This is a genomic window from Heterorhizobium halophytocola, from assembly GCF_017873095.1.
Taxonomy (GTDB): Bacteria; Pseudomonadota; Alphaproteobacteria; order Rhizobiales; family Rhizobiaceae; genus Allorhizobium; species Allorhizobium halophytocola.
Map to the genome: position 1 here is coordinate 379,830 of NZ_JAGGJU010000001.1, position 16,380 is coordinate 396,209.

Consider the following 16,380-nt stretch of genomic DNA (forward strand, 5'->3'; position numbering starts at 1 on the left):
AGAATTCATACTTTGCCGCTACACACATTTCGGCCTCCTCATTTCATCGGGCGAGACGCGGCAGCGCATGGCATCCCCATGCCCCACGGCGCCTATGGCAGGCGAGGCCTACGCACGCATCGCCACGCCAGGTTTTCTCCAGCAGAAAGGTAAAGCTCTATGACTAACAGGATCGTCCCCGTTGTAATGGCGGGTGGCAAGGGAACGCGCCTGTGGCCACTGTCGCGGGCAACCGCAGCCAAGCAGTTCATCCGTTTCATCGGCGACAAGACCCTTTTTCAAAGCACCCTGGAGCGACTGTCCGATCCGGCCATATTCGAAGCGCCGATCGTCGTTACCAATGAAGAATTCCGCTTTCTGGTCGCCGAACAGGCGCGCGAGGCCGGTATAGAGCTTTCCGCCATCGTGCTGGAACCGGAAGCGCGCAACACCGCCGCAGCGATCGCGGTCGCCGCAGAACTGGTCGCCCAGCGCTTTGGCCAGGACGCGATCATGGAAGTGCTGCCCTCCGACCACGAGATCGAGGTGGACGACACCTACAAGCAGTGCGTCGAGACCGCCCGCCGCGCCGCTGCGACCGGCAAGCTGGCGACCTTCGGCATCAAGCCGACGGAAGCGGCCACCGGCTATGGCTATATCGAGGGTGGAGACAAGACGCCGGAAGGCGCGCTGAAAGTCGTGCGCTTCGTCGAGAAGCCGGAACTTGAAGCCGCCGAGAAAATGCTGAAAAGCGGCAAATATTACTGGAATTCGGGCATGTTCGTCTTTGCCGCCGGCAAGATGATCAGTGAGCTGGAAAAGCTGGCCCCCGAAGTGCTGGAAGCCTCGCGCGAAGCGCTCGAAAAGGCGGCAGAAGATCTCGACTTCGTGCGCCTGGACGGGGAAGCCTTCGCCAGGAGCCCGAGCATTTCCATCGACTATGCCGTGATGGAAAAAACCAAGAATGCCGTCGTCGTCCCCTCGGAGATCACCTGGTCCGACCTCGGCAGCTGGGACGCGATCTGGAAGCTCGGCAAGAAGGACGAAAACGGCAATGTCGTCGCCGGTAATGCCACCCTGGTGGACACGAAGAACTCGCTCGTCATGTCGCGCAACAGCCATATGGCAGTGCAGGGCATGGACGGTATCGCGGTGATCGCCAGCGAGGACGCCGTCTATATCGGCCACCTCGACCAGAGCCAGGAAGTCGGCAATCTGGTCAAGAAGCTGAAGAGCTCGAAGAAGACCGAACAGCTGACCGAGCTGCACCCGACCTCGCTGCGGCCATGGGGCGGATATACCTCGCTGATCAATGGAGACCGCTTCCAGGTCAAGCGCATCTTCGTCACGCCGGAAAAGAAGCTGTCGCTGCAGAAGCACCATCACCGCGCCGAGCACTGGATCGTGGTGCGCGGCGTCGCCGAAGTCACCATCGACGACAAGGTGACGCTGCTGCACGAGAACCAGTCGATCTATATTCCGCAGGGTTCAGTCCACCGGCTCGGCAATCCCGGCAAGATCCGCCTGGAACTGATCGAGATCCAGACCGGCTCCTATCTCGGCGAGGATGACATTATCCGCCTGGTGGACGAGTTCGGCCGCAGTTGATCCCGCGCCATCGCAGATGAGGTGAACGAGCCCCGCAGCGCGCGCTGCGGGGCTCGTTCGTTTTGCCATTCAACAGAACCTACAAGAGCAGCCGCTTCAGCAATTCGATGTCCGTCCCATCCGCCGCCGAAGCCCTTTTTCCGCCGCTGAAGCCCTTTACGGTATCCATTCACCGCCGGGCTGCATCTCACCGGCCGCTTGCCGCCCTTGCGGCCAGCCACGAGATCGAGCGCGGCACCAGGAAAACCGGCTCTCCATGCCGATCAAGCCGCTGAAAATCATGCTCGGCAAGCTCGCGCCCTATGGGGCGGTCGGCCAAGCGCAGACCGTCATCATCATCATCATTATCATCATCCCTTGCCGGCCTGTTCGTCTTCGAGGTTCCGCTGCTCGGCTCGCCGGCTGCGCTGGTCTTGCTGTCCCCGCGCTTCGTCGTCTGCAATCTGTCGCCCGGCTAGACCGTCTCGACGATTGCCATCCGCCGCGGGCAAACAGGGAAGCATGGTCCAAAAGACCCTGGCCGGCGGACGCTTGTGCTTGCTTTATAAATTTGCATTGCACAAGATCGACGCAATGCAAGGCTAAAGCCAATAATCAAACAACAGACTGGGGCGCGTATGTCGATCAAGGCGAGTATCTATCACCTCACCCATTATAAATACGACAATCCGATCCGCCTCAGCCCGCAGATCATCCGCCTGAAGCCTGCCGCCCATTCCCGCACGAAGGTGATCAGTCATTCGCTGAAGGTCTCGCCCGCCAATCACTTCGTCAACCTGCAGCAGGACCCCTACGGCAACTATCTCGCCCGTTTCGTCTTTCCCGATCCGGTGACCGAATTGAAGATCGAGGTCGATCTGGTCGCCGACATGTCGGTCTACAATCCCTTCGATTTCTTCGTCGAGGAAGAGGCAAGCAAGTGGCCGTTTTCCTATCCGCAGGACTTGAAGGAAGACCTGGAGATCTACCGGCGCACCGAACCCGATACCCCGGCGCTGACCGCCTTCATGGCCACGATCGACAGGTCCGAAGGGCAGCCGACCGTCGACATGATCGTCGGCCTCAACGCGAGCCTGCAGCAGCAGATCGGCTATATCGTGCGCATGGAGCCGGGGGTACAGACGCCCGACGAGACGCTGACGCTTGCCAAGGGATCGTGCCGCGATTCCAGCTGGCTTCTGGTGCAGATCCTGCGGCGCCTCGGGCTCGCCGCCCGCTTCGTCTCCGGCTACCTGATCCAGCTGACGCCCGACCTGAAATCGCTGGACGGCCCTTCCGGCACAGAGGTCGATTTCACCGACCTGCATGCCTGGGTCGAGGTCTATCTGCCGGGTGCCGGCTGGATCGGCCTTGATCCCACGTCCGGTCTGCTGACCGGCGAGAGCCATATTCCGCTCGCCGCCACGCCGCATTATCGCAATGCCGCGCCGATTTCCGGCGGCTATGTCGGGGAGGCCAATACCAGTTTCGATTTCGACATGAAGGTCCGCCGCGTCGCCGAGCATCCGCGCATAACCAAGCCGTTCTCAGACGAATCCTGGGATGCGCTCAATGCGCTTGGCGGCAAGGTCGATGGCGAGCTTGCCGACTACGACGTGCGGCTGACCATGGGCGGAGAGCCGACATTCGTCTCGATCGACGACTTCCAGTCCGACGAGTGGAACACCGGCGCCGTGGGACCAACCAAGCGCAATCTGGCCGACGCGCTGATCCGGCGCCTGCGCAACCGCTTCGCCCCAGGCGGCTTCCTGCATTATGGCCAGGGCAAATGGTATCCCGGCGAAAGCCTGCCGCGCTGGACCTTCTCGCTCTACTGGCGCCGCGACGGCAAGCCGATCTGGCAGAACCCGGAACTGATTGCCGAGGAAGGCAAGGAAACGGAGGCGACGCCGCAAGACGCGCAGAAGCTGCTGACGGCCATTGCCGGCGAGCTTGCAATCGAACCCGACATGGTGGTGCCGGCCTATGAGGATCCGGCCGAATGGCTGCTGAAGGAAGGCAATCTGCCGGACAATGTCGATCCGTCGAACTCCAAGCTGAAAGATCCCGAGGAGCGCAGCCGCATTGCCAAGGTGTTCGAGCGCGGCCTTACCGAGGCCGCCGGTTATGTATTGCCGGTGCAGGTCTGGAACAGCCAGGCCACAGGTTCCGGCCGCAAATGGGTGAGCGAGAAATGGCGGACCCGACGCGGCCGCATCTTCCTGGTGCCGGGAGACAGCCCCGTCGGCTACCGCCTGCCGCTCGGCACCCTGCCCTATCTGTCGGAGTCGCAATTTCCCTTCATCCACCCGGCCGATCCGTCGGAGCCCCGCAAGCCGCTGCCGGACCCGGTCAAGCGGGAGCCGGCGGGCCGGGCCATGCCGGAAGCCTCGTTCCAGGCCGATGAAGGGGGCCAGCAGGACCGCGTCGAACAGGTCCTTGGCGAGATCGGCGGTGCCGTGCGCACCGCGATCTCGGTTGAAAAGCTGAATGGCCGCCTCTGCGTCTTCATGCCGCCGGTCGAGCGCGTCGAGGACTATCTGGAACTGGTGACGGCTGCCGAGACGGCGGCCAATTCGCTCGGCCTGCCTGTCCATATCGAAGGATATGCGCCGCCGCATGACGAGCGCCTCAATGTCATCCGCGTCGCTCCCGATCCGGGCGTGATCGAAGTCAATATCCACCCGGCAAGCAACTGGGACGACTGCGTAACAACCACCCAGGCGATCTACGAGGAAGCACGCCAGACGCGTCTCGGCGCCGACAAGTTCATGATCGACGGGCGCCACACCGGCACCGGCGGCGGCAATCATGTCGTGGTCGGCGGCGCCAATCCGAACGACAGTCCCTTCCTGCGCCGGCCGGACCTGTTGAAGAGCCTGGTGCTGCACTGGCAGCGCCATCCCGCACTCTCCTACATGTTCTCCGGCCTGTTCATCGGCCCGACCAGCCAGGCGCCGCGCATCGACGAGGCACGTCATGACAGCCTCTATGAACTGGAAATCGCCATTTCCCAGGTGCCGATGCCCGGCGATGGCGCACCGCCGCTGCCCTGGCTTATCGACCGCCTGTTCCGCAACCTGCTGATCGACGTGACCGGCAACACCCACCGCTCGGAAATCTGCATCGACAAGCTGTTTTCACCGGACGGCCCGACCGGCCGTCTCGGTCTCGTGGAGTTCCGCGGCTTCGAAATGCCGCCGAATGCGCGGATGAACCTTGCACAGCAACTTCTGATCCGCGCCATGATCGCCAGGTTCTGGAAAAATCCGACCTCCGGCAAATTCGTCCGCTGGGGCACGTCGCTGCATGATCGCTTCATGCTGCCGCATTATATCTGGCAGGATTTCCTCGAAGTTCTGGCGGATCTGCGCGAAAACGGCTTCGATTTCCGGCCGGAATGGTTTGCAGCCCAACTCGAATTCCGCTTCCCCTTCTTCGGCGAGGTCGAATACGAAGGCTCGAAGCTGGAACTGCGCCAGGCGCTGGAACCCTGGCATGTAATGGGCGAACAAGGGGCCATCGGCGGCACCGTGCGCTTCGTCGACAGTTCGGTCGAGCGCCTGCAGGTCCAGCTGGAAACCGGCAATCCGGATCGCTACCGCGTGGCCTGCAACGGCCGGATGGTGCCGCTGGCACGCACCGACATGAACGGCGTGGCCGTTGCCGGGGTCCGGTACAAGGCCTGGCAGCCGGCATCCGGGCTTCACCCGGTGCTGCCGGTCAACACCCCGCTGACCTTCGACATCTACGACACCTGGTCGTCGCGCTCGATCGGCGGCTGCGTCTATCACGTCGCCCACCCCGGCGGGCGCAATTACGAGACATTCCCTGTGAATGGCAACGAGGCGGAAGCCAGGCGGCTTGCGCGTTTCGAACCTTGGGGGCACACTGCCGGCCGATATCAGTTGGCGCAAGAGCAGACATCGCAGGAATTCCCGCATACTCTGGATCTGCGGCGCCCCCGGGGATTGTAAATGGTGGATGCATCGGTGAAGGAAGCGAGCCCGCAGGCGGCGGCCGGCGGTGCGCTGGGGGCGGCGCATTACCGTGCGCTGCCCGGCGTCGCCGACGAGATGCTGGACGCCGAGGGCAGGATCCGGCCGGTCTGGCAGAAATTCGTCGCCGCCATCGATGCAATGTCGGAGCAGGAACTGCACGAACGCTTCTCGCGTGCCGATCGCTATCTGCGCGATGCCGGCGTGTTCTACCGCGCCTATGACGCCAGCGAGAGTTCCGAACGTCCCTGGCCGTTCTCCCCCATACCGGTGCTGATCGCCGAAAAGGAATGGCAGGCGCTGGAAGCCGGCCTGGTGCAGCGCGCCAACCTGCTGGAAGCGATTGTCGCCGACATCTACGGCGACAACAAGCTGGTCGAGCAGGGTATCCTGCCGGCAGCCCTGATCGCCTCCAATCCGGAATTTCTGCGCCCCCTGGTCGGCGTCAAGCCGGTCGGCGGGCATCATCTGCATTTCTGTTCTTTCGAGATCGGCCGCGGGCCCGATGGCGATTGGTGGGTTCTGGCCGATCGCACGCAGGCCCCTTCGGGCGCAGGGTTTGCGCTGGAAAACCGGGTGGCGACGGCGCGCGCCTTTTCCGACATCTATGCCGACACCCATGTGCACCGCCTCGCCTCTTTCTTCACCGCGTTTCGCGATGCGCTGCAATCCCACAAGCAGCACCCCGACGACCGGATCGCCGTGCTGACCCCCGGCCTTGCCAACGAGACCTATTACGAACACGCCTATATCGCCCGCTATCTCGGCTTCATGCTGCTGGAGGGCGAGGATCTGGCGGTCGTCAACAACCGGCTGATGGTGCGCACCGTCGCCGGGCTGAAGCCGATCGGCGTGCTGTGGCGGCGCCTCGACGCGTCCTATGCCGATCCGCTGGAACTCAACCAGCTTTCCCATATCGGCACGCCCGGCTTTACCCAGGCGCTGCGCAGCGGCACGGTGACGGTGGTCAACGCGCTCGGCTCCGGCATTCTGGAAACCCGCGCCCTGCTCGCCTTCCTGCCGACGATCTGCCACGACCTGTTCGGCGAGGAGCTTGCCCTGCCCTCGGTCGCCACCTGGTGGTGCGGCCAGGACAGCGAGCGTGAGCACGTATCGCGCAATATCGACCGCATGGTGATCGGCCCGGCCTATTCGCGCCTACCCTTCTTCGACGACAATGGCCGCTCGGTGCTCGGTTCTGCACTGCGCACGACCGCGCAGGAATCGGTCGCCAAATGGCTCGACACCGACGGCCATGCGCTGGTCGGCCAGGAGGTCGTGACGCTGTCGACGACGCCGGTCTACGATAACGGCAAGTTGGTGCCGCGCCCGATGAGCCTGCGGGTCTATGCCGCCCGCACCAAGGACGGGTGGCAGATCATGCCGGGCGGCTTTGCCCGCATCGGCAGCAGCAATGATGTGGCGGCGATTGCCATGCAGCGCGGCGGCAGCGCCGCCGATGTCTGGATCGTCTCGGACAAGCCGGTCGATCGCACCACGCTGCTGCAGACGAATGACGCCTTCACCCGCAACCTGCCGGGCAGCCTGCCGAGCCGTGCGGCCGACAATCTCTACTGGCTCGGCCGCTATATCGAGCGGGCGGAAGGCACCTTGCGCATCCTGCGGGCCTGGCATTCGCGCTATGCCGAGACGGCCAATCGCGAGGAACCGCTGCTCGCCAATGTCAGCCTCTATCTGGACGACCTCGGCGTCGATATGGAAGACGGCAAGGGTGTTCCCGACAGCCTGATGCGCGACATCGACAGCGCCGTCTATTCGGCAAGCCGGATCCGCGACCGCTTCTCCCCGGACGGCTGGCTGGCGCTGAAAGACCTGGCAAAGACGGCACGCCGCCTGCATGAGCGGGTCAAGGCCGGTGATGACGCGGCGCACGCAATGACCGTGCTGTTGCGCAAGCTCGCCGGCTTTGCGGGCCTGCTGCATGAAAACATGTACCGCTTCACCGGCTGGCGCTTCCTCAGCCTGGGGCGCTATGTCGAGCGCAGCATGCACCTGACGCGCCTTCTCGGCCATCTCCTGGGGGAGGACGCCCCCGACGGAGCGCTCGACATGCTTCTGGAAATCGCCGACAGCGTCATGACCCATCGCCGACGCTACAACGTCAACACCGCCCACCTGACGGTTACCGACCTGCTCGTCCTGGATGGTCTCAACCCGCGTTCGATCCTGTTCCAGCTGACCGCGATCAAGAACCAGGTGGAAGAATTGCCGAACGCCTTCGAGAACGGTCAGATGTCGCCCTTCTATCGCGAGGCGATGAAGCTGCATTCGAACGTCGCCGTCATGGTGCCGGAAGACATTACGGCTGCGGTGTACAAGTCCATCGAAGAGGAGCTCGACAAGCTCTCCGATCTCCTGTCTCGAACCTATCTGAGCTGATCCCGGATGCTGTATGACATTACCCTGCGGATGAGCTACGTCTATGACGTCCCGGCCTCCGGTTCCCATCACATCCTGCGGCTGGTGCCGATGAATCTCGGCGAGCGGCAACGCCTTGTCGCTGGCAGCATCCGGGTCGATCCCGACCCGGACGAGGTCACCGGCTTTACCGATTTCTTCCGGCATCCCGCGACCTATCTGCAATTGCGCGGCGCCCACGAGCAGCTCGACATCCGCATGCAGGCGCGGGTGGCCGTTACCGCCGCGCAGGACAGCGCCGATTTCTCGCCGATGCTAGACCGGCTCGACGGCGAACTGACGGCACATCGGGCGCTGGACGGGTCCTCGCCGCATCATTTCCTCGGGCCCAGCCCGCGGCTCGCCGAGGTTCCGGAAATCGCGGCCTACGGGCGTGAGCGGCTGGCGGCGGGTCAGACCGTCCGACAGGTGGCCGAAGCGTTGTGCAAGCGTATCCACGAGGACTTCACCTATGACGGCGAGGCCACATCGGTCGACACGACCCCGGCCCAGGCCTTCCAGCTGAAGCGTGGCGTCTGCCAGGATTTCAGCCATGTGATGATCCTGGCGTTGAGAAGTCTCGGCATTCCGGCCGGCTATGTCAGCGGCTTTCTGCGCACCCTGCCCCCGCCCGGAAAGGAACGGCTGGAAGGCGCCGATGCCATGCATGCCTGGGTTCGGGTATGGTGCGGCCGCGCCACCGGCTGGATCGAGCTCGATCCGACCAATGACATTCCGGCAGGCGCCGACCACGTGGTTGTCGCTTATGGCCGTGACTATTCCGATGTCGCCCCGGTCATCGGTGTGCTAAAAAGCTACGGTAGTCACGACATCATCCAGGCCGTCGACGTGGTTCCTGCCGGATAGTTGCTTCTTCTATAAAATTCGAACCTTCCGATTAAGCGAAAGTCTATTTTTGCGGCGTAGTGTACGCCTCAATTGGAACCCGTATGTCTGGATGACCATGATGATCTCCAAAAGCACATTGAAAAAAATATTGCATGGAATCGCGTTTGATCGACGCGGCAATTTTGGTGTTGCAACCGCAATTCTGCTGCCGGTACTGCTGGCTTCGGGCGGGGTCGCAATGGACCTGACGCGCATGGTCCAGATCCGGTCGGAATTGCAGAACGCAGCCGATTCCGCGGCGCTGGCAGCCGCCTCCGCCATGGCCAGCAAGGGCATGAGCGAAGAGGATGCCATCCAGCTGGCCAAGAAATTCCTCGCCTCCCAGATGGCCAATCTCTACACCGGCGCCGAGCTCTCCGCAGAAGAGCAGGCCGAGATGCAGAAGAACATGCAGGACGACACGGCGGTCATCGCCAACAAGACCGTCAAGGATGGCAATGCCGCCTTCGACGTCACCGTCCAGGCCGGCTACAATCTCGCTCTGAACCCGATGACGCAGCTTCTGGGCTGGAAGACGGCATCGCTGGCAGCCTCCAGTTCGGCAAAGAGCACGGCCGAAACCCAGAATGCGATCTCGATGTATCTGGTCCTCGACAAGTCCGGCTCCATGGCCTGGCGCACCGACACGATCAATACGGCCCAGAGCAAGTGCATCAACTGGACGGCGCAGAACTGGGGCAACAGCAAGACCAAGGCCACCAGCCCCTGCTATGTGACGAAGATTGCGACCCTTCAGGTGGCCACGGAAAGCCTGATGAACCAGTTGAAGATCGTCGATCCCGACTCCAAGTTCGTCCGCACCGCCGCCGTGTCCTACAATGGCGATGTCCAGCCGGAGAGCGACTTTGCCTGGGGTACGTCCAAAGCCCTGAGTTATGTCAAGGCACTCGACGCGGAAGGCAGCACGGCATCGACCAAGGCCGTCAAGCTCGCCTACACGACCCTGGTGTCGCAGCAGGAAGACCAGGCCCACAAGGCCAAGAATGGCCAGGTTCCGGACAAGTTCATCCTGTTCATGACCGACGGCGACAACAACAGCAGCAGCGACAACACCGCGACTCTGAAATGGTGTGACGATGCCAAGAAGCAGAACATCACCGTCTACACCGTGGCCTTCATGGCACCGTCCGGGGGCAAGGCGCTGCTGTCGGCCTGCGCCTCGTCCTCCAAGAACTATTATGACGCCCAGGACGCAGACCAGCTGATCGCAGCCTTCGCCAAGATCGGTGAAGAGGCCGCCGCAGCCGGTACACGCCTGACGAACTGAGGCTTTTGCGGGTCTTTGCCAAAAGGCCGGCAGCCGACATCACCCGTCCGTCAGGGCCGCTTCGTCAGACGACGAAGCGGCCCTTTATTTTCAGTAGCTTAACTTGAGCCGTGACGGCTTCTGGTTTTTCGCAACTGCGGCATTCCCATGTTGCAACTGTCCCGTATCGATGCATAACTGCTGATTGACGTTGCCGGCGTTCCAGAGTTCGCGGGAGACGACCATGACGAGCCAGGTGGGTGTCGATACGATGATCAAGTCTCAGAGCAAAGCCGATATCCCGCTTCCCAAGCCGCGCGAGTCCGACCCGGAAACCGTCGCCGCCGAGATCATCGAGCGGCTGACCTACGGCATCGGCAAGGACGCCAAGGTCGCGACCCCGCATGACTGGCTGACGGCCACCATTCTGGTGGTGCGCGACCGGATCATCGACAAGTGGATGGAATCGACCCGCGCCAGCTACGACACCAACTCCAAGCGGGTCTACTACCTCTCGCTGGAATTTCTGATCGGTCGCCTGATGCGCGACGCGATGTCCAATCTGGGCCTCGTCGAAGACATCCGCGAAGCGCTCGGTTCGCTTGGAGTCGATCTCGACCTGATTGCCGGCCTCGAGCCGGACGCAGCGCTTGGCAATGGTGGTCTCGGGCGCCTGGCCGCCTGTTTCATGGAATCGATGGCGACCGTCGATATCCCCGCCTATGGCTACGGCATCCGCTATGTGCACGGCCTGTTTCGCCAGCAGATGGCCGATGGCTGGCAGGTCGAACTGCCCGAAACCTGGCTCGCCCACGGCAATCCGTGGGAATTCGAGCGGCGTGAGAGTTCCTACGAGATCGGCTTCGGCGGCACGGTCGATGCGCTGGTCGGCGTCGAGGAGGACATGCGCCACGTCTGGAAACCCAATGAGCGGATGATCGCCACCGCCTACGACACACCGATCGTCGGCTGGCGCGGCGAGCGGGTCAATACGCTGCGCCTGTGGTCGGCCCAGCCGATCGACCCGATCCTGCTCGATGCCTTCAATGCCGGCGACCATATCGGCGCGCTGCGCGAGAGCAACAAGGCCGAGACGCTGACCCGCGTGCTCTACCCCGCCGACGCCACGCCTGCGGGCCAGGAACTGCGCCTGCGCCAGGAATATTTCTTCTGTTCCGCCTCGCTGCAGGACATCCTTCGCCGCCATCTGCAGCAGGGCAACGAGCTTGCCGATCTCGCAGACAAGGTCGCAATCCAGCTGAACGACACGCATCCGGCGATTTCCGTGGTCGAGCTCCTGCGGCTGCTCTGCGACGTGCACGGCCTGGACCTCGACGATGCCTGGGAGATCACCTCCAAGACCTTCTCCTACACCAATCACACGCTGCTGCCCGAAGCACTGGAAAGCTGGCCGGTACCGCTGTTCGAGCGGCTTTTGCCGCGCCACATGCAGCTCGTTTATGCGGTCAATGCCAAGATGCTGATCCATGCACGCAAGCAGACGGATTTCACCGACGAGGAGATCCGCCATATCTCGCTGATCGACGAGAGCGGCGACCGGCGCGTGCGCATGGGCAATCTCGCCTTCATGGGCTCGCACTCGATCAACGGCGTCTCGGCGCTCCACACCGACCTGATGAAGCAGACGGTGTTCGCCGACCTGCACAAGCTCTTCCCCGGCCGCATCAACAACAAGACCAACGGCATCACGCCGCGACGCTGGCTGATGCAGTGCAATCCGGGACTGACAAATCTGCTGCGCGAAACGATCGGCGACGACTTCCTCGACGACGCAGCCAAGCTCCAGCAGCTCGACGGTTATGCGGAAGACACGGGCTTCCAGCAGAAGTTCGCCGCGGTCAAGCGCGCCAACAAGGAGCGCCTTGCCCAGCTGGTCGCCAGCCGCATGGGCGTACGCCTCGATCCCGACGCGCTATTCGACATCCAGATAAAGCGTATCCACGAATACAAGCGCCAGCTGCTCAACATTATCGAGACCGTCGCGCTCTACGACCAGATCCGCTCCCATCCGGAACGCGACTGGGTGCCGCGCGTCAAGCTCTTTGCCGGCAAGGCGGCGCCGAGCTACCATAACGCCAAGCTGATCATCAAGCTCGCCAATGACGTGGCCCGCACGATCAACAACGATCCGTCGGTGCGCGGCCTGCTCAAGGTCGTCTTCGTGCCGAACTACAATGTCTCGCTGGCCGAGGTGATGGTGCCGGCTGCCGACCTGTCGGAACAGATTTCTACCGCCGGAATGGAAGCATCGGGAACCGGCAACATGAAGTTCGCGTTGAATGGGGCACTGACGATCGGCACGCTCGACGGCGCCAATGTCGAGATGCGCGATCATGTGGGGGAGGAGAATATCGTGATTTTCGGACTGACCGCAGACGAAGTCGCGAAAATCCGTGCAGAGGGTCACAACCCGCGCGCTACCATTGAAGCATCGCGCGAATTGTCACAAGCCCTTTCGGCCATCCAGTCCGGCGTGTTTTCGCCGGATGACCGGAACCGCTTCAAGGAACTGATCGACGGCATCTACCAGCATGACTGGTTCATGGTCGCTGCCGATTTCGACAGCTATGCGCAAGCGCAGCGCTCGGTCGATCAGACCTGGACCGACAAGGCTAGCTGGTACGCCAAGACCATCCGCAACACCGCCCGCATGGGCTGGTTTTCCTCCGACCGCACCATCCGGCAATATGCCGAAGAGATCTGGAGGGCCTGATGGCGAAAGCCAAGACCAAAGCAAAGACGACAAACGAAAATACCGGACAGGCAGAGCATCCCTCGAACGAGGAAATCGTGGCGATCGTCAATGGCAGCCACGGCGATCCCTTCGGCGTTCTGGGCGTACACCAGACAGCCAAGGGCCATGTCGCCCGTTGCTTCATTCCGGGCGCCGAGAAAGTCACGGTGCTGTCGCTCGATGGCAATCCGATCGGTGAGATGACCTGCCTCGATCCGGCAGGTTTTTTTGTCGGCAAGGTCGCCCTCGACGGAATCTATCCGGTGCGCTACCGCGCCAGCCGCGAGGATGCGGAATGGACCGTCACCGACCCCTACAGCTTCTGGCCCGTACTCGGGCCGATGGACGACTATTATATCCGCGAGGGCTCGCATCTCAGGCTCTTCGACAAGATGGGCGCCCATCCGATCACCCATCAGGGCGTCAACGGATTCCACTTCGCCGTCTGGGCTCCCAATGCCAGGCGCGTCTCCGTCGTCGGGGACTTCAATGACTGGGACGGGCGGCGCCATGTGATGCGGCTGCGCCGCGACACCGGCATCTGGGAAATCTTCGCCCCGGACGTCTCGACCGGCCATGCCTACAAGTTCGAGATCATCGGCAAGAACGGTGAACTCCTGCCCCTGAAGGCCGATCCCTTCGCACGCCGGGCGGAGCTTCGGCCGAAGAATGCATCCGTCACCGCAGCCGAGCTCGACTTTGCCTGGGACGACGAGGCCCACCGGGCGCATTGGGCAAGCGTCGACCAGCGACGGCAGCCGATTGCGATCTACGAGGTCCATGCGAGTTCCTGGCAACGCCATCACGACGGGTCGATGCTCAGCTGGGACGAACTGGCCGAGCGGCTGATCCCCTATTGCGTCGACATGGGCTTCACCCATATCGAATTCCTGCCGATCACCGAGCACCCCTATGATCCCTCCTGGGGCTATCAGACGACCGGCCTATATGCTCCGACGGCCCGTTTCGGCGAGCCGGAGGGCTTTGCCCGCTTCGTCAACGGCTGCCACAAGGTCGGCCTCGGCGTTATCCTCGACTGGGTTCCCGCCCATTTTCCGACGGACGCGCACGGGTTGCGCTGGTTCGACGGTACGGCGCTTTACGAGCACGAGGACCCGCGCCAGGGCTTTCATCCGGACTGGAACACCGCGATTTACAATTTCGGTCGCACCGAGGTCGTGTCCTACCTGATCAACAACGCCCTCTACTGGGCGGAGAAATTCCACCTCGACGGCCTGCGCGTCGATGCCGTCGCCTCGATGCTCTATCTCGACTATTCCCGCAAGGAAGGCGAATGGGTGCCGAACGAATATGGCGGCCGGGAAAACCTGGAATCGGTGCGTTTCCTGCAGGAAATGAACCGGCAGTTCTACGGCAAGAATACCGGCGTGATGACCATCGCCGAGGAGAGCACCTCCTGGCCGAAGGTCTCCCAGCCGGTGCATGAAGGCGGGCTCGGCTTCGGCTTCAAGTGGAACATGGGTTTCATGCACGACTCGCTGAGCTACTTCGCCCGCGATCCCGTGCACCGCAAATACCATCACAACGAAATCACCTTCGGCATGGTCTATGCCTATTCGGAAAATTTCGTCCTGCCGATTTCCCATGACGAAGTGGTGCACGGCAAGGGCTCGATGATTGCCAAGATGCCGGGCGACGACTGGCAGAAATTTGCCAATCTGCGCGCCTATTACGCCTTCATGTGGGGCTATCCCGGCAAGAAGCTCTTGTTCATGGGCCAGGAATTCGCCCAGTGGGGCGAGTGGAGCGAGAAAGGCGCGCTCGACTGGAACCTCCTGCAATACCGGATGCACGAGGGCATGCGGCGGCTGGTGCGCGATCTCAATTTCGCCTACCGCGCCAAGCTTGCACTGCATGCCCATGACTGCGAACCCGACGGCTTCGAATGGCTGATCGGAGATGACGATGCCAATTCGGTATTTGCCTGGCTGCGCAAGGCGCCGGGCGAAAAGCCGGTTGCGGTCATCTGCAATTTTACGCCCGTCTATCACGAGCACTATACGATACCGCTGCCGGCCGAGGGCCGCTGGCGGGAGATCCTCAACACCGATGCAGACATCTACGGCGGCAGCGGCAAGGGAAATGGCGGGCGCGTCAACGCATACCGCCAGGAGGACGGCACTATCCGTGCCGGACTGTCACTGCCACCTCTGGCAACGGTCATGCTGGAGCAGGAATAAAAGCGTATGGGAGGCTTGGAAGACATGACAGAAAGACGATCACAGCCATTGGCCCGAGACGCGATGGCCTATGTGCTCGCAGGCGGTCGGGGAAGCCGCCTGAAGGAGCTGACGGACCGCCGCGCCAAACCGGCCGTCTATTTCGGCGGCAAGGCCCGCATCATCGATTTCGCCCTGTCGAACGCGATGAATTCCGGGATCCGCCGCATCGGGGTGGCGACCCAGTACAAGGCGCATTCGCTGATCCGCCACCTGCAGCACGGCTGGAACTTCTTCAGGCCGGAACGCAACGAGAGTTTCGACGTGCTGCCCGCGTCACAGCGCGTATCCGAGACCCAGTGGTATGAAGGCACCGCCGATGCCGTGTACCAGAACATCGACATCATAGAGCCCTATGGCCCGGAATACATGGTCATCCTCGCCGGCGACCACATCTACAAGATGGACTATGAATTGATGCTGCAGCAGCACGTCGATTCCGGCGCGGATGTCACCATCGGCTGCATGGAAGTGCCGCGCATGGAGGCGACCGGCTTCGGCGTCATGCATGTCGACGACAAGGACCGCATCATCGACTTCGTCGAAAAGCCCGCCGATCCGCCGGGCATTCCCGGCAATCCCGACTTCGCCCTGGCCTCGATGGGGATCTACGTGTTCCACACGAAGTTCCTGATGGATCTCCTGCGCCGCGACGCCGCCGATCCGAATTCGAGCCGCGATTTCGGCAAGGATCTCATTCCCTATATCGTCAAGAACGGCACGGCGGTGGCTCACCGCTTTGCCCAGTCCTGCGTGCGTTCCGATTTCGAGAAGACCCCCTACTGGCGCGATGTCGGCACCATCGACGCTTATTGGCAGGCCAATATCGACCTGACCGCCATCGTTCCGGAACTCGACATCTACGACAAGTCCTGGCCGATCTGGACCTATGCGGAGATCAACCCGCCGGCGAAATTCGTCCATGACGACGAAGGCCGTCGCGGTTCGGCGATCTATTCGCTGGTCTCCGGCGACTGCATCATCTCCGGTTCCTCGCTGTTCAACAGCCTGCTGTTCACCGGCGTGCGGGCCAACTCCTATTCGCGCCTCGAAGGGGCGGTGATCCTGCCCAAGGTGCAGATCGGTCGGCATGCGCGCTTGGCCAATGTGGTGATCGACCACGGCGTCGTCATCCCGGAAGGTCTCATCGTCGGCGAGGATCCGGAAATGGACGCCAAGCGGTTCCGGCGCACGGAAAGCGGCATCTGCCTGATTACCCAGGCCATGATCGACAAGCTGGAGAGCTGA

The 16,380-nt window shown here is 62.3% G+C and carries 9 protein-coding genes; all 9 read left to right on the top strand.

The window, feature by feature from the left end:
- The first annotated feature begins 159 nt into the window (after positions 1-159).
- The 9 genes from J2Z17_RS01840 to glgC all read left to right on the top strand — a co-directional run bounded on the left by J2Z17_RS01840 (position 160) and on the right by glgC (position 16,380).
- Positions 160-1,587 (top strand): mannose-1-phosphate guanylyltransferase/mannose-6-phosphate isomerase, encoded by a 1,428-nt coding sequence (locus J2Z17_RS01840; RefSeq protein ID WP_209941686.1) that lies wholly within the window; start codon positions 160-162, stop codon positions 1,585-1,587.
- A 256-nt stretch (positions 1,588-1,843) separates the two neighbouring features.
- Entirely contained in the window at positions 1,844-2,245 is a 402-nt protein-coding gene (locus J2Z17_RS01845; RefSeq protein ID WP_209941688.1) for a hypothetical protein, read from the top strand.
- Positions 2,205-5,543 (top strand): transglutaminase family protein, encoded by a 3,339-nt coding sequence (locus J2Z17_RS01850; RefSeq protein WP_209941690.1) that lies wholly within the window; start codon positions 2,205-2,207, stop codon positions 5,541-5,543. Before J2Z17_RS01845 ends, J2Z17_RS01850 begins: the two co-directional genes overlap by 41 nt.
- Positions 5,544-7,964 carry a circularly permuted type 2 ATP-grasp protein gene (locus J2Z17_RS01855; protein WP_209941692.1) on the top strand — a complete coding sequence of 807 codons (2,421 nt, stop codon included), beginning with the start codon at positions 5,544-5,546 and terminating at the stop codon, positions 7,962-7,964. It abuts the gene before it with no gap.
- A gap of 6 nt (positions 7,965-7,970) precedes the next feature.
- Positions 7,971-8,849: a transglutaminase family protein gene (locus J2Z17_RS01860; RefSeq protein ID WP_209941694.1), complete on the top strand. Its 879-nt coding sequence runs from the start codon at positions 7,971-7,973 to the stop codon at positions 8,847-8,849.
- 100 nt (positions 8,850-8,949) lie between these two features.
- Complete coding sequence (locus J2Z17_RS01865) at positions 8,950-10,158, top strand: pilus assembly protein (protein WP_245223834.1); 1,209 nt, start codon at positions 8,950-8,952, stop codon at positions 10,156-10,158.
- A 250-nt stretch (positions 10,159-10,408) separates the two neighbouring features.
- On the top strand, positions 10,409-12,871 hold the full coding sequence (locus tag J2Z17_RS01870) for a glycogen/starch/alpha-glucan phosphorylase (protein WP_245223835.1): 2,463 nt from the start codon (positions 10,409-10,411) through the stop codon (positions 12,869-12,871).
- The gene (gene glgB, locus J2Z17_RS01875) at positions 12,871-15,093 is read left to right on the top strand and encodes a 1,4-alpha-glucan branching protein GlgB (RefSeq protein ID WP_209941699.1); all 2,223 of its coding nucleotides are present in this window, start codon (positions 12,871-12,873) and stop codon (positions 15,091-15,093) included. The genes J2Z17_RS01870 and glgB overlap by 1 nt, the downstream gene beginning before the upstream one ends.
- Before the next feature lie 24 nt (positions 15,094-15,117).
- On the top strand, positions 15,118-16,380 hold the full coding sequence (glgC, locus tag J2Z17_RS01880) for a glucose-1-phosphate adenylyltransferase (RefSeq protein ID WP_209941701.1): 1,263 nt from the start codon (positions 15,118-15,120) through the stop codon (positions 16,378-16,380).

Coding starts and splice junctions, on each gene's coding strand:
- J2Z17_RS01855 (WP_209941692.1), top strand. CDS start 5,544: ATGGTGGATGCATCGGTGAAGGAAGCGAGCCCGCAGGCGGCGGCCGGC.
- glgC (WP_209941701.1), top strand. CDS start 15,118: ATGACAGAAAGACGATCACAGCCATTGGCCCGAGACGCGATGGCCTAT.
- J2Z17_RS01850 (WP_209941690.1), top strand. CDS start 2,205: ATGTCGATCAAGGCGAGTATCTATCACCTCACCCATTATAAATACGAC.
- glgB (WP_209941699.1), top strand. CDS start 12,871: ATGGCGAAAGCCAAGACCAAAGCAAAGACGACAAACGAAAATACCGGA.
- J2Z17_RS01865 (WP_245223834.1), top strand. CDS start 8,950: ATGATCTCCAAAAGCACATTGAAAAAAATATTGCATGGAATCGCGTTT.
- J2Z17_RS01870 (WP_245223835.1), top strand. CDS start 10,409: ATGATCAAGTCTCAGAGCAAAGCCGATATCCCGCTTCCCAAGCCGCGC.
- J2Z17_RS01845 (WP_209941688.1), top strand. CDS start 1,844: ATGCCGATCAAGCCGCTGAAAATCATGCTCGGCAAGCTCGCGCCCTAT.
- J2Z17_RS01860 (WP_209941694.1), top strand. CDS start 7,971: ATGCTGTATGACATTACCCTGCGGATGAGCTACGTCTATGACGTCCCG.
- J2Z17_RS01840 (WP_209941686.1), top strand. CDS start 160: ATGACTAACAGGATCGTCCCCGTTGTAATGGCGGGTGGCAAGGGAACG.